The sequence below is a fragment of the Ottowia massiliensis genome, from assembly GCF_900240305.1.
Classification (GTDB): Bacteria; Pseudomonadota; Gammaproteobacteria; order Burkholderiales; family Burkholderiaceae_C; genus Ottowia; species Ottowia massiliensis.
The window spans coordinates 1186845-1205734 of sequence record NZ_LT964854.1; the positions used below are offsets into that span (position 1 = coordinate 1186845).

Annotated in this window: 22 protein-coding genes and 1 pseudogene; 21 read left to right on the forward strand and 2 right to left on the reverse strand. The window is 60.6% G+C overall.

Going from position 1 to position 18890, the window contains the following annotated elements; genetic code table 11:
• Nucleotides 1–159 precede the first annotated feature (159 nt).
• From C1720_RS05415 to C1720_RS05425, 3 genes are all read left to right on the forward strand, one after another.
• The gene (locus C1720_RS05415; protein WP_102283486.1) at nt 160–570 is read left to right on the forward strand and encodes a YbaN family protein; all 411 of its coding nucleotides are present in this window, start codon (nt 160–162) and stop codon (nt 568–570) included.
• Nucleotides 571–605: 35 nt separating this feature from the next.
• Nucleotides 606–1562, forward strand: coding sequence for a glutathione synthase (gene gshB / locus C1720_RS05420; protein WP_102283487.1), 957 nt, complete (start codon nt 606–608; stop codon nt 1560–1562).
• A 345-nt stretch (nt 1563–1907) separates the two neighbouring features.
• Nucleotides 1908–2987 (forward strand): 3-deoxy-7-phosphoheptulonate synthase, encoded by a 1080-nt coding sequence (locus tag C1720_RS05425; protein WP_102283488.1) that lies wholly within the window; start codon nt 1908–1910, stop codon nt 2985–2987.
• Between the two features lie 12 nt (nt 2988–2999).
• Here C1720_RS05425 and C1720_RS14205 read toward each other — a convergent pair whose 3' ends face one another.
• Nucleotides 3000–3170, reverse strand: coding sequence for a hypothetical protein (locus C1720_RS14205; RefSeq protein ID WP_233199817.1), 171 nt, complete (start codon nt 3168–3170; stop codon nt 3000–3002).
• 165 nt (nt 3171–3335) lie between these two features.
• On the opposite strand from C1720_RS14205, the gene C1720_RS05430 reads away from it, so the two are divergent.
• From C1720_RS05430 to C1720_RS05500, 17 genes and pseudogenes are all read left to right on the forward strand, one after another.
• Entirely contained in the window at nt 3336–4682 is a 1347-nt protein-coding gene (locus tag C1720_RS05430; RefSeq protein WP_050715224.1) for an anaerobic C4-dicarboxylate transporter family protein, read from the forward strand.
• Between the two features lie 459 nt (nt 4683–5141).
• Entirely contained in the window at nt 5142–5840 is a 699-nt protein-coding gene (locus tag C1720_RS05435) for an HlyD family secretion protein (RefSeq protein ID WP_102283489.1), read from the forward strand.
• Entirely contained in the window at nt 5797–6207 is a 411-nt protein-coding gene (locus tag C1720_RS05440; protein WP_102283490.1) for an HlyD family secretion protein, read from the forward strand. Before C1720_RS05435 ends, C1720_RS05440 begins: the two co-directional genes overlap by 44 nt.
• Before the next feature lie 166 nt (nt 6208–6373).
• The gene (locus tag C1720_RS13640; protein WP_156304055.1) at nt 6374–6535 is read left to right on the forward strand and encodes a hypothetical protein; all 162 of its coding nucleotides are present in this window, start codon (nt 6374–6376) and stop codon (nt 6533–6535) included.
• The gene (locus C1720_RS05445) at nt 6532–7200 is read left to right on the forward strand and encodes a CPBP family intramembrane glutamic endopeptidase (RefSeq protein WP_158241641.1); all 669 of its coding nucleotides are present in this window, start codon (nt 6532–6534) and stop codon (nt 7198–7200) included. The genes C1720_RS13640 and C1720_RS05445 overlap by 4 nt, the downstream gene beginning before the upstream one ends.
• Nucleotides 7201–7673: 473 nt before the next feature.
• Complete coding sequence (locus C1720_RS05450; protein WP_102283492.1) at nt 7674–8333, forward strand: CPBP family intramembrane glutamic endopeptidase; 660 nt, start codon at nt 7674–7676, stop codon at nt 8331–8333.
• Between the two features lie 88 nt (nt 8334–8421).
• Complete coding sequence (locus tag C1720_RS12835; RefSeq protein WP_146006875.1) at nt 8422–8631, forward strand: hypothetical protein; 210 nt, start codon at nt 8422–8424, stop codon at nt 8629–8631.
• A gap of 64 nt (nt 8632–8695) precedes the next feature.
• On the forward strand, nt 8696–9133 hold the full coding sequence (locus C1720_RS13645; protein WP_158241642.1) for a hypothetical protein: 438 nt from the start codon (nt 8696–8698) through the stop codon (nt 9131–9133).
• Nucleotides 9134–9171: 38 nt separating this feature from the next.
• The gene (locus C1720_RS13650) at nt 9172–9363 is read left to right on the forward strand and encodes a hypothetical protein (RefSeq protein WP_102283494.1); all 192 of its coding nucleotides are present in this window, start codon (nt 9172–9174) and stop codon (nt 9361–9363) included.
• 531 nt (nt 9364–9894) lie between these two features.
• Nucleotides 9895–10476 (forward strand): CPBP family glutamic-type intramembrane protease, encoded by a 582-nt coding sequence (locus tag C1720_RS05465; RefSeq protein ID WP_233200016.1) that lies wholly within the window; start codon nt 9895–9897, stop codon nt 10474–10476.
• Nucleotides 10477–10576: 100 nt separating this feature from the next.
• The gene (locus C1720_RS05470; RefSeq protein ID WP_102283496.1) at nt 10577–11182 is read left to right on the forward strand and encodes a CPBP family intramembrane glutamic endopeptidase; all 606 of its coding nucleotides are present in this window, start codon (nt 10577–10579) and stop codon (nt 11180–11182) included.
• 155 nt (nt 11183–11337) lie between these two features.
• Nucleotides 11338–11883 (forward strand): cysteine peptidase family C39 domain-containing protein, encoded by a 546-nt coding sequence (locus C1720_RS05475; protein ID WP_102283497.1) that lies wholly within the window; start codon nt 11338–11340, stop codon nt 11881–11883.
• A 146-nt stretch (nt 11884–12029) separates the two neighbouring features.
• Nucleotides 12030–12806 carry an ABC transporter transmembrane domain-containing protein gene (locus C1720_RS05480; protein WP_082203155.1) on the forward strand — a complete coding sequence of 259 codons (777 nt, stop codon included), beginning with the start codon at nt 12030–12032 and terminating at the stop codon, nt 12804–12806.
• 202 nt (nt 12807–13008) lie between these two features.
• Nucleotides 13009–13728, forward strand: coding sequence for an ATP-binding cassette domain-containing protein (locus C1720_RS05485; RefSeq protein WP_233200018.1), 720 nt, complete (start codon nt 13009–13011; stop codon nt 13726–13728).
• A pseudogene (locus C1720_RS05490) lies at nt 13674–13946 on the forward strand (ATP-binding cassette domain-containing protein); the annotation flags it as partial. The gene C1720_RS05485 and the pseudogene C1720_RS05490, both read left to right, overlap by 55 nt.
• 139 nt (nt 13947–14085) lie before the next feature.
• Nucleotides 14086–16908 carry a leucine--tRNA ligase gene (leuS, locus tag C1720_RS05495; RefSeq protein ID WP_102283499.1) on the forward strand — a complete coding sequence of 941 codons (2823 nt, stop codon included), beginning with the start codon at nt 14086–14088 and terminating at the stop codon, nt 16906–16908.
• 169 nt (nt 16909–17077) lie between these two features.
• A complete protein-coding gene (locus C1720_RS05500) occupies nt 17078–17638 on the forward strand; it encodes an LPS-assembly lipoprotein LptE (RefSeq protein ID WP_233199819.1) in 561 nt (186 codons plus the stop codon).
• Nucleotides 17639–17844: 206 nt separating this feature from the next.
• On the opposite strand, the gene infA is transcribed toward C1720_RS05500, so the two are convergent.
• Complete coding sequence (gene infA / locus C1720_RS05505) at nt 17845–18108, reverse strand: translation initiation factor IF-1 (RefSeq protein ID WP_050715216.1); 264 nt, start codon at nt 18106–18108, stop codon at nt 17845–17847.
• Nucleotides 18109–18335: 227 nt separating this feature from the next.
• Between infA and C1720_RS05510 the strand changes: the two genes are divergently transcribed.
• Nucleotides 18336–18683 (forward strand): hypothetical protein, encoded by a 348-nt coding sequence (locus C1720_RS05510; RefSeq protein WP_146006879.1) that lies wholly within the window; start codon nt 18336–18338, stop codon nt 18681–18683.
• Nucleotides 18684–18890: the final 207 nt, after the last annotated feature.

An 18890-nucleotide genomic window follows, 5' to 3' on the forward strand; every position in this document is an offset into this window, starting at 1 on the left:
TTCGATGCCTGCTTGAGTGACGGATGTAAGCAGTGATACCAGTGATGCAGACACAGGCAATGCCGCCCAAATTCCGTTGCAAATTCTCGTTTCCTGTCAGCCGGCAGGGGTCTAGGGGCATGGATTACATTCGCCCGGTTTTCCCGCCCAGCCCACGCCATGCCCTCTGATTCACAACACTTTTTCTCCTCCAGCGCTAGCCAGCGAACCTCGGTCACGGTTTTGTTGTGGCGCGCGCTGGCGCTGTTGGGCATCGTTCTGGCCATCATCGGCGTCATGCTGCCCGTCATGCCCACCGCGCCTTTCGTGCTGCTGGCCGCCTGGGCGGCAGGCAAGGGCTGGCCCCGGCTGGAGGCATGGATGCTCGCGCATCCGCTGTTTGGTGTTTACATCGTGCGCTGGCGCGCCCGCCGCGCCATCCCACGCTCCGCCAAGTGGTTCGCCACCCTGGCCATGCTGTGCAGCGGCGTCATGCTCCAGTTCACCGGCCTGCCGCTGGCCGCACGCCTGGGCGTGCCCGCCGTGATGCTGGCCGTGGCGCTGTGGATCTGGCAACGGCCTGATCAGTAAAAAAGAGGTCCCCTGCCTCCAGAAAGACTCGTCCCATGCAATTGCTCTTCATCGCCGATCCGCTGCACACCTTCAAAACGTACAAGGACAGCACCTTCGCCATGATGCGCGAAGCCGCCGCACGAGGCCACGGCATCGCCTTTTGCGAGCCGCGCCATCTGCAATGGCAGCGCGGCGCAAGCGTCACGGCCCGCGTGCAAACGCTGCGCCTGACGGGCGATGAAGCCGGCGTCTGGCACGACATCACGGGCGAAAGCGTGCAGCCGCTGACGGCGTTTGACGCCGTTTTGATGCGCAAAGACCCGCCGTTTGACGCCGAATACATCTACGCCACGCACTTGCTGGAGCAGGCCGAGCGCGAGGGCGCGTGCGTCATCAACCGCCCGCGCGCCTTGCGCGACCACCCCGAAAAGCTCGCCATCATGGAGTGGCCGCAATACATCGCGCCCACGCTTGTCACGCGATCGGCCGAAGCCATCCGCGCCTTTCACGCCGAACACGGCGACATCATCCTCAAACCGCTGGACGGTATGGGCGGCATGGGCATCTTCCGCGTGGCGGCTGACGGCCTGAACCTCGGCTCCATCATCGAAACCCTCAATCACGGCGGCGCCGTCACCGTCATGGCGCAAAAGTACCTGCCCGCCATCAAGGCCGGCGACAAGCGCGTGCTCATCATTGACGGCCAGCCCGTGCCCTGGTGCCTGGCCCGCATTCCGCAAGGCAGCGAAGTGCGCGGCAACCTGGCCGCCGGAGGCCGGGGCGAAGCGCAGCCGCTCAATGACACCGACCGCGCCACTGCCCAGGCCATCGGCCAGCGCCTGGCTCCGCGAGGTCTGCTGCTCATCGGGCTGGACATCATCGGCAGCAACGTCACCGAAATCAACGTCACCAGCCCCACCTGCTTTCAGGAAATTCACCAGCAAGCCGGCATCAACGTGGCCGCCATCTTCATGGATGCCGTTGAAAAAAACGCCAGGCACAACAGCTGAGCCAAGCCACAAAACGCTCCTGAAAAAATAGCTATACGTCCTAGTGCAAAGAGCGCAGAACGGCATTTTTGACCCCATGAATTTGCTCCTGTTTCTGATGCTTCTGGACATACCGAGTTGGTCTGGAAGCCTGCCACCCATCCGGGGGCACAAAAAGCGCGGCCACAAGCAGGCTGAGGCGCCTTGCCGGGCTGCAAGGGAGGAGCAAGGCCCATCTGCGGTTTGCGTCTTGCGGCTCATCCCGGTTCCTTGGCTTTCGCCCCTCCCGGCCAGCTTGCAAACAGGCTCTGACAAATGCGGACGGCGTAATCTCGGCCATCTCTTTGGCTTGACCGGAAAACGCATATGCCTTCCCACACCCAGGACGCCACCCGCACCAACGACATCCGCATGCGCGCCGTGCGCCCGCTGCTCACGCCCGCGCTGCTGCAAGAGTGGCTGCCCGCGCCGGACGCCGCGCTGGCCTTGGTGGAGCAAAGCCGCGCCGGCATCGCCCGCGTGCTGCACGGCGAAGACGACCGGCTCATCGCCGTCGTCGGCCCCTGCTCCATACACGACCACGCGCAGGCGCTGGAATACGCGCAGCGGCTCAAGGCCGAAGCGGACGCGCTGGCAGGCGAGCTGCTCATGGTGATGCGCGTGTATTTCGAAAAACCCCGCACCACCGTGGGCTGGAAGGGCTACATCAACGACCCGCGCATGGACGGCAGCTACGCCATCAACGACGGCCTGCAAATGGCCCGCCGCCTGCTGCTGGACGTGCTGGCGCTGGGCCTGCCCGTGGGCACGGAGTTTCTTGATCTGCTCTCGCCGCAGTTCATTTCCGATCTCGTCAGCTGGGGAGCGATAGGCGCGCGCACCACCGAAAGCCAGAGCCATCGCCAGCTGGCCAGCGGCCTGTCATGCCCCGTGGGCTTCAAAAACGGCACCGACGGCGGCGTGAAAGTGGCCGCCGACGCCATCGTGGCCGCGCAAGCGCCCCACGCTTTCATCGGCATGACCCAGATGGGCCAGGCCGCCATTTTTGAAACGCGCGGCAACCCGGACTGCCACGTCATCTTGCGCGGCGGCAAAGCGCCCAACTACAGCGCCGACGACGTGCAGGCTGCCTGCCAGCTTCTGGCCCAGGCCGGGCTGCGCGAGCAAGTGATGATTGACTGCTCCCACGCCAACAGCGCCAAGCAGCACCGCCGCCAAATCGACGTGGCCGCCGACGTGGCCGCGCAAATCGCCGCTGGCGAGCGCCGCATCACCGGCGTGATGATCGAAAGCCACCTGAACGAAGGCCGCCAGGACATCACGCCCGGCCAGCCCCTGCAACACGGCGTTTCCGTGACTGACGCCTGTTTGAGCTGGCAGCAGACGGCGCCCGTGCTGCGCCAGCTGGCCGAAGCCGTGAAGGCGCGGCGAAAGCGCGGCGCCTGATGGGCGGCTTCATCACGCCTCACGCGGCAGCCCATTTGCCGCGCCTTTTCGTGTGCCATTACTAATGGCAGAAACTGCATTATCTGGCCGGCCTGGCCCGTTTGCAGTTTGAAAACCGGCGCCAATTTTCTGACCTGCGTCATGAAACACGAGAATGGCGCCTGCCAGAACAACATAATCCATATTTTTTCATCGCCCGGCTGCCGCGCCAGGTTTAGAATCCGCCTTCATTATGGCCATTTGTGCAGTCACGGCGTCCGTGGAAAAATGCGGGCCATTAATGCATTCCGTGTGTCGGTAATTGGCGCGCAGGTGTGCGCTGGCAGTCGTTGATAGTTTGGAGACGTCATGTCCACGCTGTTTATTGTTCAGTTTGTCATTGTTTTGTTGTGCATTCTGGTGGGTGCGCAGGCTGGCGGCATCGGCCTGGGCGTCTTCGGGGGGCTGGGCCTGGCCGTGCTGACCTTCGGCTTCCAGCTCCAGCCCACCAGCCCGCCCATCGACGTGATGCTGATGATCATGGCCGTGGTCTGCGCCGCCGCCGCCATGCAGGCCGCAGGCGGGCTGGACCTGATGATCCGGCTGGCCACGCGCATCTTGCGCAAAAACCCCAAGCACATCACCTTCATTGCGCCAGCGGTCACGTACGTATTCACCATTTTTGCGGGCACAGGACACGTGGCCTACTCTGTGCTGCCCGTCATTGCCGAAGTGGCCCGCCGCAACGGCGTGCGGCCCGAGCGCCCGCTGTCCATGGCCGTCATCGCCTCGCAGTTTTCCATTGTGGCCAGCCCGATTGCAGCCGCCGTGGTATCTGCGCTGGTCATTCTGGAGCCTTACCACATCACCATGCTGGATGTGCTCATGGTCACCATACCCTCCACCATTCTCGGCATTGGCTTGGCTTGCATTTTCGTCAACAAAATGGGCAAGGAACTCAAGGACGACGAGCATTACCAGAAACGGCTAAGCGATCCGGATTATCTGGAGATGATTGAATCGCAGCAGGAACAAAATGCCTCGGAAACGGCCGCTGGCAACCGCAACGCCAAAATATCCGTGGGCATTTTTCTGATTGCCGCCGTGCTGGTGGTCATTATGGGTTCGGTGGAAAGCCTGCGCCCGTTTTTCCCTGACGCCAGCGGCAAGCTGAAACCGCTGGGCATGGCGCACACCATTGAAATTGTCATGCTCACGGCAGGCGCGCTCATCTTGCTGATTTGCAGGCCCGACGGCACGGCCATCACGCGCGGTTCGGTATTCCACGCCGGCATGCGCGCCGTGATTGCCATTTTCGGCATTGCCTGGCTGGGCGACACGCTGATGCACGCCCACATGGGCGAAGTCAAAGAGCTGGTTTCAGGGCTGGTGAAAAGCGCGCCGTGGACCTTCGCTTTCGCGCTTTTCATTCTTTCCGTGCTGGTCAATAGCCAGGGCGCCACAGTCGCCACGCTGTTTCCCGTGGGCGTGGGCCTGGGCGTGCCGCCGGAAATCATGGTGGGCACCTTTGTGGCCGTCAATGGCTACTTCTTCATTCCGAACTACGGCCCCATCATCGCGTCCATCGACTTCGACACCACGGGCACCACGCGCATTGGCCGCTACATCTTCAACCACAGCTTCATGCTGCCAGGGCTGCTCAGCCTAGCGTTCAGCCTGGCGTTCAGCCTGTTGCTGGCCAAAATGCTGCTGTAGCAGCCGCGCTTCCGTCTGCAAAGCACCGCCCCTTCTGGCGGTGCTTTTTTATGCCAGCCTGCGAGATGGAAGCGGCAAGGCCGCCATCAGGCTTCGGCGGCAAATTTCCTCTGAACAGCTTCTCAGCCCTTGCTTCCAAACCCGCAAGTCAACGCGAATGGCGCATGCCTGATTCAAGGGAGCAGAAATGCCGTTCCGCGCAGTGTTCACTAGGACATTGCGCTATGAATAAAAGAGCTAAATCAGGGCAGGCAACACGCTCTGCTCACCTGGCAAAGCCACGGGCACATACGACAAAAAGCGCCTGGCTCCGTCAGCCGCGCGGCCAGCCCCTTTCAGACGGCATGGACCGGGCAAGCCGCCCGCGCGCCAGCGTTTCCGTTGAGTACTTGTCGATAGACATTCTCATTGCCGGTAGCATGCGGTCCGTCATTTCCCTGACGCCTACGCATTGCCGCCATGCTGTTTCGCCCCGAAGTCATCCGCAATCACCGCAGCGCCCGGCTGGGCGGCATCGCTATCAGCCAGCCGCTGGGCGCGTGGCTGCTCACGCTGGCGGCGACGGGTATGGCGGCGGTCATCGTCGCCTTTCTCCTGCTGGGCAGCTACACGCGCCGCGCCAGCGTGGCGGGCCAGCTGGTGCCCTTGCAAGGCGTGGTCACGCTGCCTGCCCCTGTCACCGGCATCGTCGAGCGGCTGGACGCGGCCGAAGGTGACGCCGCCAGCGCCGAGCAGACGCTCGCCATCATCCAGGCCCCGCGCGCCATGCCTGAAAGCGGCAACGGCGGCGCGGCGCTGGAGCAGCAAATCCGCCAGCAGAAAGCCAGCCTGCAAGCCGCGCAAGACGCTCAGCAACAGCAACTGCGCCAGCAAGCCAGCGGCCTGAACGAACAACTGCAAGCCGCCCGGCGCGAATTGCTGCAAATCGAAGCCGAAGCCGCCACCCGCCAGCGCCAAACCCGCCTGGCCCGCGAAAAACTGGCCCGCTACCAAAGCCTGGAAAAAGCCGGAGCCGCCAGCGTCGTCAGCGTGCAAGAGCAGCAATCCGCCGTTTTCGAGCACGAAGCGCAAACGCAAACCCTGCTGCGGCAAGCCGCCAGCACCCGCCGCCTGCTTGCCCAGCCAGCGCGCAGCCGCCCGCGCCAACCACGCGCGTGACATGGCGCAACTGGAGCAAAGCGAAGTGCAGGTGCGCATGGACAACCGCCTGGCCGTCACTGCGCCCGTGGCGGGCGTCATCGCCGCCCAGCTCGTGCGCCAAGGCCAGGCCGTGCAAGCGGGCCAGCCTCTGCTCAGCCTGCTGCCCGGCCAGGGCACGCTGCAAGCCCACCTGCTTGCCCCCAGCCGCGCCGTCGGCTTCATCGAACCGGGCGACAAAGTCATGCTGCGCTACCAGGCCTATCCGTACCAGAAATTCGGCCATCACACCGGGCGCGTGGCCAGCATCAGCCGCAGCGCCCTCACCCGCAGCGAATTGCAGGCCCTTTCATCCGTTTATCAGAACCTGTTCAGAGTTTGGCCGTGAGGGGCGAAAGTGCGAATCGGGATGGGCTGCAAGGCGCAAACCGCAGACGGGCCTTGCGGCCCGGCGAGGATTTGCAACGCGGCAGCCCGCCCGAGTTCGCGCTTTCACGCCCACGGACAGACTTTGAACAGGTTCTCGGGGCGACGAGCCGGTTTACCGCATCACCGTGGATCTGCCCCGGCAGTACATCACCGCCTACGGCCGCCACGAAAACCTCAAGCCCGGCATGCTGCTGGACGCCGACATCATGGGCGAAAAGCGCCGCCTCATCGAATGGCTGGTGGAGCCGCTTTATTCAGTGGCGGGGAAAGTGGGGAATGCGGAATGACAAATGCCCTCGTTCATAAAACAGGCACCGCCATTCAATGGGCAAGGGATTATGGGCAGGCGCATCCGAAAATACAGGACATTTTCTGGATCATCTCGACGGTTATCTTGACCATTGTTCCGAACGAACTCGTTAAATTCATATGGAAATTTACGGGGAAAAATATTGCCGAATTCGCGGTAACGGCAATCACCATCCCCATCCTATTCGTGCTGCAAAAAGAGCAATGCAGGAAATTCATGGGCCGCAGAATACCCATGCTGGCGCTGGCAGGTATTTTGCCTGCTGCGCTGTGGCTTTGCTTCAATAGAGAAGGTCGCATCAATGTGAATGGCGACACAAGCGCGGTGAATTTGTTGATGTATTACTGTTTACATTTGATGAACATCTCGCTGATTATTCCATTGTACGAAGAAAAAATCGTGAGAGGATTGCTTCTGAGGGGTATTGAGAAATTCACTGGAAGCCTGGGAGCCATCATCATCACGTCGTTTCTGTTTGGCTTAGCTCATCGCGGCAATGAGTGGCTGACGTTTGTTTATGGCGCCGTGCTGGCGTGGGCGGCGACATGCATGCGCATGGGTGCGTTCGAGCGCTCCATCATTCATGGAGCATACAACTTCACAATAGGATTTTATGTGCTGTTTTACATGGCTGATATTTGAGCAGGATCCAAGAATCACCGTGCGTTCCGGCAGTCCCGAGGTGCCGGGTTTATTCCATTTCAATCAAAATGGAGCGCAAAATACGCGAATTGAATCAAAATGAATTGAATACCGTTTCTGGCGGCGAATGGAATTGTGGGGTGACAATTGAGTTGCCTCCGTCTGTTTCTGTTGGTTGCACTGGCTCTGGAACAGACTGGCGGGAAGCATGGAATAGTGCTAGGGATTGGTGGTGTGATCGTCACAGCGGAAGCGGCGCCCAACTACAGAAGAATTAATCAGCAACATCCCTGGTTAATAGGAGATTGAAGGCTCCGCCATTTGTGGCGGAAGCCTTCTTCAGTTCACAGACCGACATGAATTCATTTGTTTTCTTGATATTTATGTCCAAGGATCAGAAGCAGCATCCTGAGCAAACGTCAAAACGCAGAAGCCGCCCATCCATTTCTTGAGATATTCATGATGCTTTTGGCATGACGCATTTCATTGTAAAACCATTTAAATTTGTTGTCCAATGGGCGCATGAGTATGGACAAGCGCATCCGAAAATACAGGGTATTTTCTGGATTGTGATGTCAGTGGTCTTCATGATCGTGCCCAACCTGATCGGCCGTTCGCTCACGGAAACCATGGGTAGGAATGTGGCCAGCTGCATTTCGCTGCTCATTGTCATTCCCTTTGTTTTCGCACTGCAAAAGGAAGACGCCAGAAAAATCACATCGAGAAGCCTGCTGTTCATGGCGCTGGGCGGCGTTTCGGCGGCCACCGTGTTTTCTCTTTTCATGGGCGACATAAAAATAAATGGCGATCCGGCATCCATCCCCTGGTTATATTATGTTGTAGCCGTGTTGTACAATTCAGTGCTTGCTCCTTTATATGAGGAAAAGCTGTGCCGGAGCTTGCAGTTGCGGGGCATTCAGGTCATTGCAGGCAGTTTGGCGGCCATCCTCTTGACATCCGCTATTTTTGGGCTTGCCCACAAGGGAAATGAAATGGCAATGTCAGTTTATGCGGTGATATTGGCCTGCATGGCCCTGTATTTCAGAATAGGCGCAATCGAGCGGGCAGTGGCGCATGGCGCATATAACTTTGCTCTTGACCTGCATGTTTCCTTTCTTCTCCTGCCTGCGTGAGACATTAATGTATGTTCAAAGAATTGCCGGGTGTTCCGGCAGTCCCGTGGCGCCGGGTTTGTGCCATTTCAATCGAAAGGAGCACAAAATGCACGAATTGACTCAAAGTGAAATCATCCAGGTAACTGGTGGCCGCAATGATTTATGGAGGGATATGCCAGATCAATCTCGGGATCCTTCCGACAAACTCTCCGATCCTAATTTCTGGAGGACTTGGTTCAGGGAATTGCCAGATCTATATCGGGAAGCAATCAATTCTGCAACTGAAATGTTCTGCATCGCCACTGGCGACTGCTGATATATCCATGCGTCACGCCTGGAATAGGCGTGACGCACTGAGATCAATGACAGACGTCTGCTGAATGGACAAAGACAAGAAGATGAAAATTTGGCTGCGCATGACGCAGTCCATGAGACGAGCGGCAGAAGAAAGGCCAAAGAAAGCGGCTGTTTTGCTTGTCATAGCGGCTCTGCTTGTCATGGTATTGATGGCAGTATTGGCGGTGTTTCTTGACGAACGCATGGGAGATAACGCAGCATTGCTTATCGCAAGCCTTGTCATTGGCCCTGCTTTTTTCGTGATTCATCATGAAAGAGCCAGGAGAATCACGGTGCGAAACATGCTGCTGATGGCGCTTGCAGGCACGGTCATAGGAGCTGTCGTGGTCATGTGGGCGGGCAGGCCGCCCAGAATGGAAGCCTGTGGCGATTTTTTCATGTTCAATTGCCATGCCATGTGGATCAATACGATCATCATCATTCCTTTGCTGGAGGAAAAGGTCGTCCGGGGTTACTACTAGACGCTTGTAGGACGCTGTTTGGAAATTTGCCCGCCATCATGGCGACCGCCCTGATGTTCGCCGCAGCTCATTGGCGCATATTCGCTTGGACGCTTGTTTTCTCAGCCCTCTTGGCATGGCTTGCCATTTACAGAAAGATGGGGGTGATTGAAAGAGCGATGGCGCATGGTTCCTACAACTTGATATTGACCGTGGCAGCGCTGCCGTTCACTGATTTATGGAAATATTGAAAATGCTGCGAAGATTGATGCAGGCTTTCAGAACATGGCGGATCGCCATGCCACCCAGCTAATCTTCTCTCACCTGCATGAGGCATGAATGCATATTCAGAGAATTGCCGGGTGTTCTGGCAGTCTCGAGGCGCCGGGTTTGTGCCATTTCAATCGAAAGGAGCACAAAATGCGCGAATTGACTCAGAGTGAGCTTGCAATTGTGGCAGGAGGTGAAGCAACCTGTGGCATCGGCATTCCCGGCGGGGCCTATTGCGAAGTGCCATGGAGTGACATCAGGGAATGGTGGTGCGAGAACGTCGGGTGGTTTTGCGATGCTCAAACACCAGAAGCAGCAAGGTGACAATGCCTTCTGGTTGCCAAGGCAACGAAGGTTCCGGCTGAAAATTGCTGGGACCTTCTTTAATTGAATTGCTATATTGCCAATATTATTTTATTTGCGATATTAAAGGTTGATTTAATATTTCAGCTCGACGTTGTGTGATAGTGATGGAACCGCTCCGGCCCAAAAGAAGACAGGCTTTGCTGAAAGTGCTTTCAGCCTTATTTTTCAGTATCGTTCCTTCCATCGTAATAAGCTGGAGCGAAACTGGCGTCATGCGGCAAGTTGTCAGTATGCTGACACTGCTGGCCGTCACTGCAATGATGTTTATCTTGGAGAAGGAAAAGCTGGAATTTCCTCAAGCAGGCAGGGCGCTAAAACTGTTCGCTGCAGGCGCTTTGGCCAGTTTTGTTTATGTTGCCGCCTCAGGGGGCATTGTGGGATCGGTGGATGAAAACGTCCCGGGCTGGTTTATAGGTCTTGTATTTGTCGATACGGTCGCGCTCATTCCTTTTTATGAGGAAAAACTGGTCAGAGGTTTGCTGCTGCGCGGCCTGGCGGGATTGACGGGAAATATCCCTGCCATTGCCATAACGGCGGTGCTTTTTGCCCTTGTGCACAAGGGAAACGAGGCCAGCGCCTTTGCTGGCGGGCTGGCGCTGGCCTGGCTTGCCATATATAAAAACTGCGGCGTCGTTGATCGTTCGATTATTCATGGGGCATGGAACATGGTTTCTGTCGTATGGATAATTATTTCAGCCGCCTCAAGCTCACCCGGACAGGCAATATGAATGAATATCGCCAAAAGCATTGACTGGAGCACCATCATGGCGTTGATCCTTGTCGTGCGGATGGGAAATAAAGGAAGAGCACCTTGAAAAAAATTGCCTCATGAGCAACGCGCGAATAATCTGTCTCTATATTCTGCATTTGATGGTTGCCGTGCTGATTGGCGTGGGCTTGCAAGATGCTGCGGGCCGTCATGTCGCCCAGGCAATTGGCAATCTGGCTGGACTTTTGTTTTTCCTGGCGGTTTACAGGCATGTCAGCGGCGGGAAACTGTTCGCCTGGTGCCCTGAAAAAAGAATTTTTACCGGAAGAGACATGGCAATGCTTGCAGCGGGAAGCATTATGGCGGGCATTGCCATCAAGAGTGGCATGGGGCTGATTGATGATGCCTTTTATTTTGTTGCAGGCGGGATGGATATGGGCGCATTCCAGGAGATGATCAACGAAGACGCCGTCAGGCTTCAAAAGATATGGGGCTGGCCGCTGGTTCTGATGCTGGCAACGGGTGCAGTGCGGGAGGAGTTGATTTACAGAAAATACTTACAGGGGCATTTCACAAAATATGGCCTGCTTGCAGGAGCAGGGGTCTCCGCCGTCATTTTTGCCGCCATTCATTTCAGGCCGGATTATATTTTTGCGGCCTTGCTGTTCTCGCTGCTCTATGTGGTGACGGGGCATTTGTGGGCGGCCATGCTGGCGCATTTTTAGGCAAATATGTTTTTTGGCGTTTGGGTGTGGCTGGCTGGCGCGCCGCAGGCGAAAGCTGTTTGGGCGCTGGGCGTGCTGTCGTTCGCCCTGTGCGTGATGTTTGCGATTGATTCAGTCAGGCGCGTCCGCGCTCAGGGCGGTTTCGGGGCGGGCGCATGAAGCCGCTGATTCAGTCTGAGGCCGCCGAATGCGGCCTGGCCTGCCTGGCAATGGTGGCGGGGCATTACGGCCTGCATATGGATTTGCCGCAGATGCGGCGGCGCGTTCCGCTTTCGCTCAAAGGGCTGCGGCTGAACCAGCTGATTGAGCATGCGCAGCAGCTGGGGCTGAACGCGCGGGCGCTGCGGCTGGAGATGCAAGACCTGGGGCGGCTGAAGCTGCCGTGCATCCTGCACTGGGATCTGAATCACTTCGTGGTGCTGGCGCGCGTGGGGCGCAAGAAGGCGGTGCTGCTGGATCCGGCCTCGGGGCGGCGGGAGATGGATTTGCAGGAGGTTTCGCGCCACTTCACGGGCGTGGCGCTGGAGCTTGCGCCTGCGCCGCAGTTCAGGCCGCAGCGGGCGGCGCCTGCGGTTTCGCTGCGGCAGCTGACGGGGCCGGTGCGCGGGCTATGGGGAGCGCTGGCGCAAGTGCTGCTGCTTTCGGCGGCCTTGCAGGTGTTTGTGGTGCTGGCGCCTTTTGAGAACCTGTTCGCTGTCTAGACGCGAGGGGCAAAAGGGCGGATCGGGATGGGCTGCAAGGCGCAAACCGCAGACGGGCCTTTGTGGCCCGGCGAGGATTTGCAACGCCGCAGACCGCCCGAGTCCGCCCTTTTGCAACCGTGACTGGACGGCGAACAGGTTCTTGTATGCAATGGGTGGTGGACCATGTGCTGGTGTCTGCCGACCGTGATTTGCTGGCGGTGCTGGGGCTGGGCTTCGGGCTGGCGCTGCTGGTGCAGCTGGGCATTGGCTTTTTGCGGGGGTGGACGGTGGTTCATCTTTCGTCCAGCCTGGGGCTGCAATGGGCGGGGCGGGTATTCGCCCATTTGCTGCGGCTGCCAATGGCGTTTTTTGAAAAGCGCCATGTGGGCGATGTGACTTCGCGCATGGGTGCGGTGCAGGCCATTCAGAAAACCCTGAGCACGAGCTTTGTCGAAGCGCTGATTGACGGCCTGATGGCTGCCGTGACGCTGGCGCTGATGCTGGTGTACAGCTGGAAGCTGGCGCTGGTGACGCTGCTGGCGGTGGCGCTGTACGCGGGGTTGCGGCTGGCGGCTTTCGCGCCCTTGCGCGATGGCACGGAGCAGCAGTTGCTGGCCGCCGCACGCCAGCAGACGCATTTGTTGGAAACGCTGCGCGGCATGCAGAGCGTGAAGGTGGCCAACCAGGAGCCGCTGCGCCGCGCCGACTATGAAAACCTGATGGTGGCCACGGTGAATCAGGATGTGCGGCTGGCGCGCATGAATTTGGGCTTTGGCAGCGCGAGCCAATTGGTTTTTGGCGTGGAGCGCATCGCCGTCATCTGGCTGGGCGCACTGCTGGCGCTGGACAGCGTGTCCAGAACCTGTCCGGAGCCTGCCCGTGGGTGCAAAAGGGCGGATTCGGGCGGTCTGCGGCGTTGCAAATCCTCGCCGGGCATTTAGCCCGTCTGCGGTTTGCGCCTTGCAGCCCATCCCGCCCCGCTCTTTTGCCCCACACGGCCAGACTCCGGACAGGTTCTTCGTGGGCATGCTGATAGCCTACCTTTCGTACAAAGACCAGTTCGCCACGCGCGCCGGGGCGTTGATTGACAAGGGCATCGAGTTCAGGATGCTGCGGTTGCATGCACAGCGGCTGGCGGACATCATGCTGGCCGAGCCAGAGGACGGGCCGCTGCATGAGGAGGTTCCAGCAGGGGCTTGGGCGGATGCGCCAGCGCCCGCGAGTCTGCCGCCGCTGACGGCGCTGGCAGGAGCGGGCATAGAGGTGGAGAACCTGTCGTTCCGCCATGCGCAAGGGGAGCCGTGGCTGCTGAAGGATTGCAGCTTTCGCATTGAGCCGGGCGAATCGGTGGCCATCGTTGGCCCTTCAGGCTGCGGCAAGAGCACGCTGCTCAAGCTGATGCTGGGTTTGCTGGCGCCTGCGGCGGGCAGCATTCGCATCGGCGGGCACTTGATGCAGCCCGCGAGCGCGGCGCGCGTGCGCGGCCTGACGGGCTGCGTGATGCAGGACGACCGCCTGTTTGCCGGCAGCATTGGCGAAAACATCCGTTTTTTCGACCCCGGCTTTCAGCCCGATCGCATTGAGCAAGCCGCCCGGCTGGCCGCCATTCATGACGAAATCATGGCGATGCCCATGAACTACCACAGTCTGAGAACCTGTTCACGGCCTGTCCGTGGGGGCGAAAAGCGCGGACTCGGGCGGTCTGCGGCGTTGCAAATCCTCGCCGGGCCACAAGGCTCGTCTGTGGTTTGCGCCTTGCAGCCCATCCCGATCCGCCCTTTTGCCCCTCACGGCCAAACCATGAACAGGTTCTGGCGGGCGACATGGGCAGCGCTCTCTCCGGCGGGCAGCGCCAGCGTCTGATGCTGGCGCGGGCGCTTTACCGCCAGCCGCAGTTTTTGTTTCTGGATGAGGCGACCAGCCATCTGGATGTGGCCTGCGAGCGCCAGGTGAGCGAGGCCGTGAGCCGCCTGCCCGTCACGCGCGTGATCGTGGCCCACCGCCCCGAAACCATTGCCAGCGCCAGCCGCGTGCTGGTGATGCAGGGCGGGCGCTTGCAGGAGGCAACGCGGCCGCCGTGAGAGCCTGTTCAGAGCGTGGCGTTTGCGCCGCCGCCAGCGGATTTTCAGAGCCAAATCGGCCTGAAGTCCCCGTGAAACGGGCGCGGGCAGCTATTTTTCTGATAGCAAAAAGCCCTCGCTCCTACAATCGCGCCCCATCATGCAAGACCGTTACGACCCCTCTCAGATTGAAAAGGCTGCCCAGGCGCACTGGCAGGCCAGCCAGGCCTGGCGCGTGCGCGAAGACAGCCGCCGCCCCAAGTACTACGCCTGCTCCATGCTGCCTTACCCCAGCGGCAAGCTGCACATGGGGCATGTGCGCAACTACACCATCAACGACATGATCACGCGCAGCCTGCGCATGAAGGGCTTTAACGTGCTCATGCCCATGGGCTGGGACGCCTTTGGCCTGCCTGCCGAAAACGCCGCCATCAAGCATGGCGTGCCGCCCGCGAAGTGGACTTACGACAACATCGCCTACATGAAGGGCCAGATGCAGGCGATGGGCCTGGCCATTGACTGGAGCCGCGAGTTCGCCACGTGCGACGCCAGCTACTACAAGTGGAACCAGTGGCTGTTTCTGAAGATGCTGGAAAAGGGCATCGCCTACCGCAAGACGCAGGTGGTGAACTGGGATCCGGTGGATCAGACCGTGCTGGCCAATGAGCAAGTGATTGACGGGCGCGGCTGGCGCACCGGCGCGCTGGTGGAAAAGCGCGAAATTCCGGGCTACTACCTGAAGATCACCGATTACGCGCAAGAGCTGCTGGACCATGTGCAGGTGGACAACCCCAAGGCCACGCTCACCGGCTGGCCCGAGCGCGTGCGGCTGATGCAGGAAAACTGGATTGGCAAGAGCGAGGGCCTGCGCTTTGGCTTTCCCTTCAACTGGAACGACGCTGCCGCCTGGCGCGACGGCCAGCCGCCCGCGCTGCCAGCGGGCGAGCAGCCGCCGCGCGGGCCGCTGTATGTGTTCACCACCCGCGCCGACACCCTCATGGGCGTGACCTTTGTGGCGGTTGCGGCCGAGCACCCGCTGGCGGCGCTCATCGCGCGCTTTCGCCCGGAAGTGGCCGCCTTCATCGAAAAGTGCCAGCAGGGCGGCACCACCGAGGCCGAGCTGGCGCTCAAGGAAAAAGAGGGCGTGCGCACGGGCTTTCACGTCAGCCACCCGCTCACGGGCGAATGGGTGGAAGTGTGGGTGGGCAACTACGTGCTCATGAGCTATGGCGACGGCGCAGTGATGGGCGTGCCCGCGCATGACGAGCGCGACTTTGCCTTTGCACAAAAGTACGGCATCGACATCAAAAAAGTCATCCTCTCCGCCGTGGAGATGAACTACATGCGGGCGCTGGAAGACGAAGCCCAGCCGCTGGACGAACTCACCCGCGAAACCTATGAGGCCGCCTTGCTGCGCCACGCCGAAGCCCAGGAGTGGCTGCCGGACTACGCCGACAAGCAAGGCGTGTGCATCAACAGCGGCCCGCTGGACGGCCTGCCCTACCAGCAGGCCGTGGACAAGGCGGCCGCGCTGCTGGCCGAAAAGGGCCTGGGCGAAAAACGCACCACCTGGCGCCTGCGCGACTGGGGCATCAGCCGCCAGCGCTACTGGGGCACGCCCATTCCCATCATCCACTGCGAAAGCTGCGGCCCGCAGCCCGTGCCCGAAAAAGACCTGCCCGTGCTGCTGCCGCAAGACCTGGTGCCCGACGGCAGCGGCAACCCGCTGGCCAAAAGCGCAGCCTTCCAGGCGGGCGTGCGCTGCCCCCAATGCGCCGGCCCGGGCCGGCGCGAGACGGACACGATGGACACCTTTGTGGACTCATCGTGGTACTTCATGCGCTACTGCGACGCGCACGATGACGAAAAAATGGTGGGCAGCGGCGCGGCGCACTGGATGCCGATGGACCAGTACATCGGCGGCATCGAGCACGCCATCTTGCACCTGCTCTACGCGCGCTTTTGGACCAAAGCCATGCGCGATCTGGGGCTGATCCGCATCGACGAGCCTTTCACCCGCCTGCTCACGCAAGGCATGGTGCTCAACCACATCTACAGCCGCCGCACCGCCAAGGGCGGCAAGGAATACTTCTGGCCCGCTGACGTGGAGCCGGTGCTGGACGCCAGCGGCAAGCAAGTGGCCGCCAAACTGGTCAAGCCCGTGGCCAGCGCCGACGGCGAGCTGCCCGCCGGCACGCCCATCGACTACGAAGGCGTGGGCACCATGTCCAAATCCAAAAACAACGGCGTCGATCCGCAAACGCTCATCGAGCAATACGGGGCCGATACCGCGCGCCTTTACACCATGTTCACCGCGCCACCCGAGGCCACGCTGGAGTGGAACGACACCGCCGTGGAAGGCAGCCACCGCTTTTTGCGCCGCCTGTGGGCCTGCGGCCTGCGCCTGTCGGCCCTGCCGCAACTGGCGCAAGCGGGCAAGCCAAGCGCCCCCGCCGCTTTGGGCAAGGCCGCCCGGGCGCTGCGGCACGAAATCCACACCGTGCTCGGCCAGGTGGACTACGACTACCAGCGCCTGCAATTCAACACCGTGGTCTCCGGCGCAATGAAGATGCTCAACGCCATCGAAGCCTTCAAGGGCGACGGCGATGGCGCGGCCAGCGAAGGCGACACCTTCGCCCTGGGCGAAGCCTTCGGCATCCTGCTGCGCGTGCTCTACCCGGCCACCCCGCACATCACCCACGCCCTGTGGCGCGAGCTGGGCTACGAGGCGCTCATGGGCGATCTGATCGACGCGCCCTGGCCCCGCCCCGACGCCCAGGCGCTGGAGCGCGACGAAATCGAGCTGATGCTGCAAGTGGGCGGCAAGCTGCGCGGCCGCTTCACCGTGCCCGCCAGCGCCAGCAAGGCCGAGATTGAACAGGCCGCGCTGGCCAGCGAAGCCTTCGTCAAATTCGCTGGCGCGAACGCCACGCCCAAAAAGCTCATCGTCGTGCCGGGGCGGCTGGTCAATGTGGTGCTGTGAGCGGCACGGCCGTGCGGCTGTGAAGGGGGGCGCTCGCGCCCCTCTTCTTGTGCTTGATTTGCTTCTTTATTCATAGCAAGACGTCCTAGTGGAATCTGCGCGAAGCGGTATTTCAGACCCATCAAATTTGCTCCTCTTTTATGCCGCCTGTGCCCCTTCTTTCTGAACCATGACGAAAGCGCCCGCCATGCCTTGCCGCCGCCTTTTGCTCACCGCCAGCCTGGCCGCCCTTGCTGCCGGCACCGCGCCCTGGCTGACGGCCTGCGGCTTTCACCTGCGCCGCCCGCCTGAATTTGCCTTCCGCTCCATTTACGTGGACATGCCCGCCAGCTCCACCCTGGGCGCGGAACTCAAGCGCCAGCTTGCCAGCGCGGGCCTGCAAGTCATCACCGACGCCGCTGAAAAAAACCGGGCGCAAGTCATCCTGCAAGCCCTGCAAGACAGCCGCGAGCGCAGCGTGGTCGGCCTGAACGCGGCGGGGCAAGTGCGTGAATACCAACTGCGCGTGCGCTTTGGCTTTCGCCTCGTCACCCCGGCAGGCCACGTGGCGCTGCCTGACGCCGAAATCCTGCGCGAAATCGACCAGAGCTACAGCGAAAGCGCCGCCTTGTCCAAGGAAGCCGAAGCCGAAATGCTCTACCAAAGCATGCAAAGCGACGTGGTGCAGCAGGCGCTGGAGCGCATTGCCGCCATTCAACTGCCCGCCAGCGGCCAGCAAGCCGGGCAATAAACAGGCGCCTTCATGGGCAGCCCCAAAGCAGTCAGGCGGCCAAGCGCCCAACTGCACGCCGCGCGCAGCCAAGAAGCGCTTGAACAAGCGGCTGGATGGACGCGCGAATATTGATACGCCAGCCCCGGAAACGACGCTGCCCGCCCCTGCAAGGCGCAGGCGCGGGCAGAAAAAAGGGCTGTTGAAGCGGCGGGAAAAGCAGGTTTTCAGCGCGCGCTGCGAGCGGGCGGCGTGGCGCTGCCGGGCGCACGGTTGAGGTGGCGGAAGCTGATGCGGCCCTTGCTCAAGTCATACGGCGAAAGCTCCAGCGTGACGCGGTCGCCCGCCAGGATGCGGATGTGGTTCTTCTTCATCTTGCCTGCCGAGTAGGCAACGAGCTGGTGGCCGTTGTCGAGGGTGACGCGGTAGCGCGAGTCAGGCAGCACTTCATTGACGACGCCTTGCATCTCGATCAGTTCTTCTTTTGCCATGAGGGTGAATTTCTCCTTCGGCGGCGCCCGACGGCCAGGCGGTCCGGGGCCGAATATGTGTGGTAAAGCAACCGGCCATTTTAGTGGAAGCCCCTGCTGCCGGAAGGCGGCAGCGCGCGGCGCGGGCCAGCTTGCACCCTGACACAAGCCCAACAGGCCAGAGGTGGTGTGTAACGGCGATGGCGGACACACTGCAACTCCCCTTCAACTCGATGAAAGGTTCTTCCATGACCAAACGTTCCATCTACGCTTCTTCTGCCGTTGTGCTGCTGACCACGGCAATGAGCTGGGGCATGGCCCATGCCGCCGGCACGGGCATCAAGCCCGTGGATCAGCAGGCCAATGCGCCTACGCCTTCAGCCGTTGCAGGACCACAGGCGCATGAGGCCGCCAAAACCACGGCGCAGCCTTCAGCCGCCCAATCTGCCACCCACTCCGCCACTCAGCCCGCCGCCACGGCAGCCGAACAGGCGCAAATGCCTGCGGTGACAGGACAGGACGGCCGGCAGGCAATCAAGGACGCCGCTTCGAACGCCGCCAAGGGCGCGGCTTCAGGCGCCCTTGGGCCGAAATAAACGCCCGTTTCTGCTCCTTTGCTCAGGCCGGGGCGCGCCATCAGGCGCGCCCCGGCCTTTTTGATGTGCAAGCGGCGCATTGGCTAAATGAGGTGAACTCCGAGCCGCCTTGCCCAACGGCAGTCTTAAAAAAGAGGAGCAAATTCAATGATTTCAAAAAAACCATCCTGCGCTCTTCCCACTAAGACATCATGCTATGAATAAAGG

Bases quoted from the DNA above. Each gene is read 5' to 3' on its own strand.
- C1720_RS05415 (WP_102283486.1), top strand. From the start codon at position 160: ATGCCCTCTGATTCACAACACTTTTTCTCCTCCAGCGCTAGCCAGCGA.
- gshB (WP_102283487.1), top strand. From the start codon at position 606: ATGCAATTGCTCTTCATCGCCGATCCGCTGCACACCTTCAAAACGTAC.
- C1720_RS05425 (WP_102283488.1), top strand. From the start codon at position 1,908: ATGCCTTCCCACACCCAGGACGCCACCCGCACCAACGACATCCGCATG.
- C1720_RS14205 (WP_233199817.1), bottom strand. From the start codon at position 3,170: ATGGATTATGTTGTTCTGGCAGGCGCCATTCTCGTGTTTCATGACGCA.
- C1720_RS05430 (WP_050715224.1), top strand. From the start codon at position 3,336: ATGTCCACGCTGTTTATTGTTCAGTTTGTCATTGTTTTGTTGTGCATT.
- C1720_RS05435 (WP_102283489.1), top strand. From the start codon at position 5,142: ATGCTGTTTCGCCCCGAAGTCATCCGCAATCACCGCAGCGCCCGGCTG.
- C1720_RS05445 (WP_158241641.1), top strand. From the start codon at position 6,532: ATGACAAATGCCCTCGTTCATAAAACAGGCACCGCCATTCAATGGGCA.
- C1720_RS05450 (WP_102283492.1), top strand. From the start codon at position 7,674: ATGACGCATTTCATTGTAAAACCATTTAAATTTGTTGTCCAATGGGCG.
- C1720_RS12835 (WP_146006875.1), top strand. From the start codon at position 8,422: ATGCACGAATTGACTCAAAGTGAAATCATCCAGGTAACTGGTGGCCGC.
- C1720_RS13645 (WP_158241642.1), top strand. From the start codon at position 8,696: ATGGACAAAGACAAGAAGATGAAAATTTGGCTGCGCATGACGCAGTCC.
- C1720_RS13650 (WP_102283494.1), top strand. From the start codon at position 9,172: ATGGCGACCGCCCTGATGTTCGCCGCAGCTCATTGGCGCATATTCGCT.
- C1720_RS05470 (WP_102283496.1), top strand. From the start codon at position 10,577: ATGAGCAACGCGCGAATAATCTGTCTCTATATTCTGCATTTGATGGTT.
- C1720_RS05475 (WP_102283497.1), top strand. From the start codon at position 11,338: ATGAAGCCGCTGATTCAGTCTGAGGCCGCCGAATGCGGCCTGGCCTGC.
- C1720_RS05480 (WP_082203155.1), top strand. From the start codon at position 12,030: ATGCAATGGGTGGTGGACCATGTGCTGGTGTCTGCCGACCGTGATTTG.
- C1720_RS05485 (WP_233200018.1), top strand. From the start codon at position 13,009: ATGCTGGCCGAGCCAGAGGACGGGCCGCTGCATGAGGAGGTTCCAGCA.
- leuS (WP_102283499.1), top strand. From the start codon at position 14,086: ATGCAAGACCGTTACGACCCCTCTCAGATTGAAAAGGCTGCCCAGGCG.
- C1720_RS05500 (WP_233199819.1), top strand. From the start codon at position 17,078: ATGACGAAAGCGCCCGCCATGCCTTGCCGCCGCCTTTTGCTCACCGCC.
- infA (WP_050715216.1), bottom strand. From the start codon at position 18,108: ATGGCAAAAGAAGAACTGATCGAGATGCAAGGCGTCGTCAATGAAGTG.
- C1720_RS05510 (WP_146006879.1), top strand. From the start codon at position 18,336: ATGACCAAACGTTCCATCTACGCTTCTTCTGCCGTTGTGCTGCTGACC.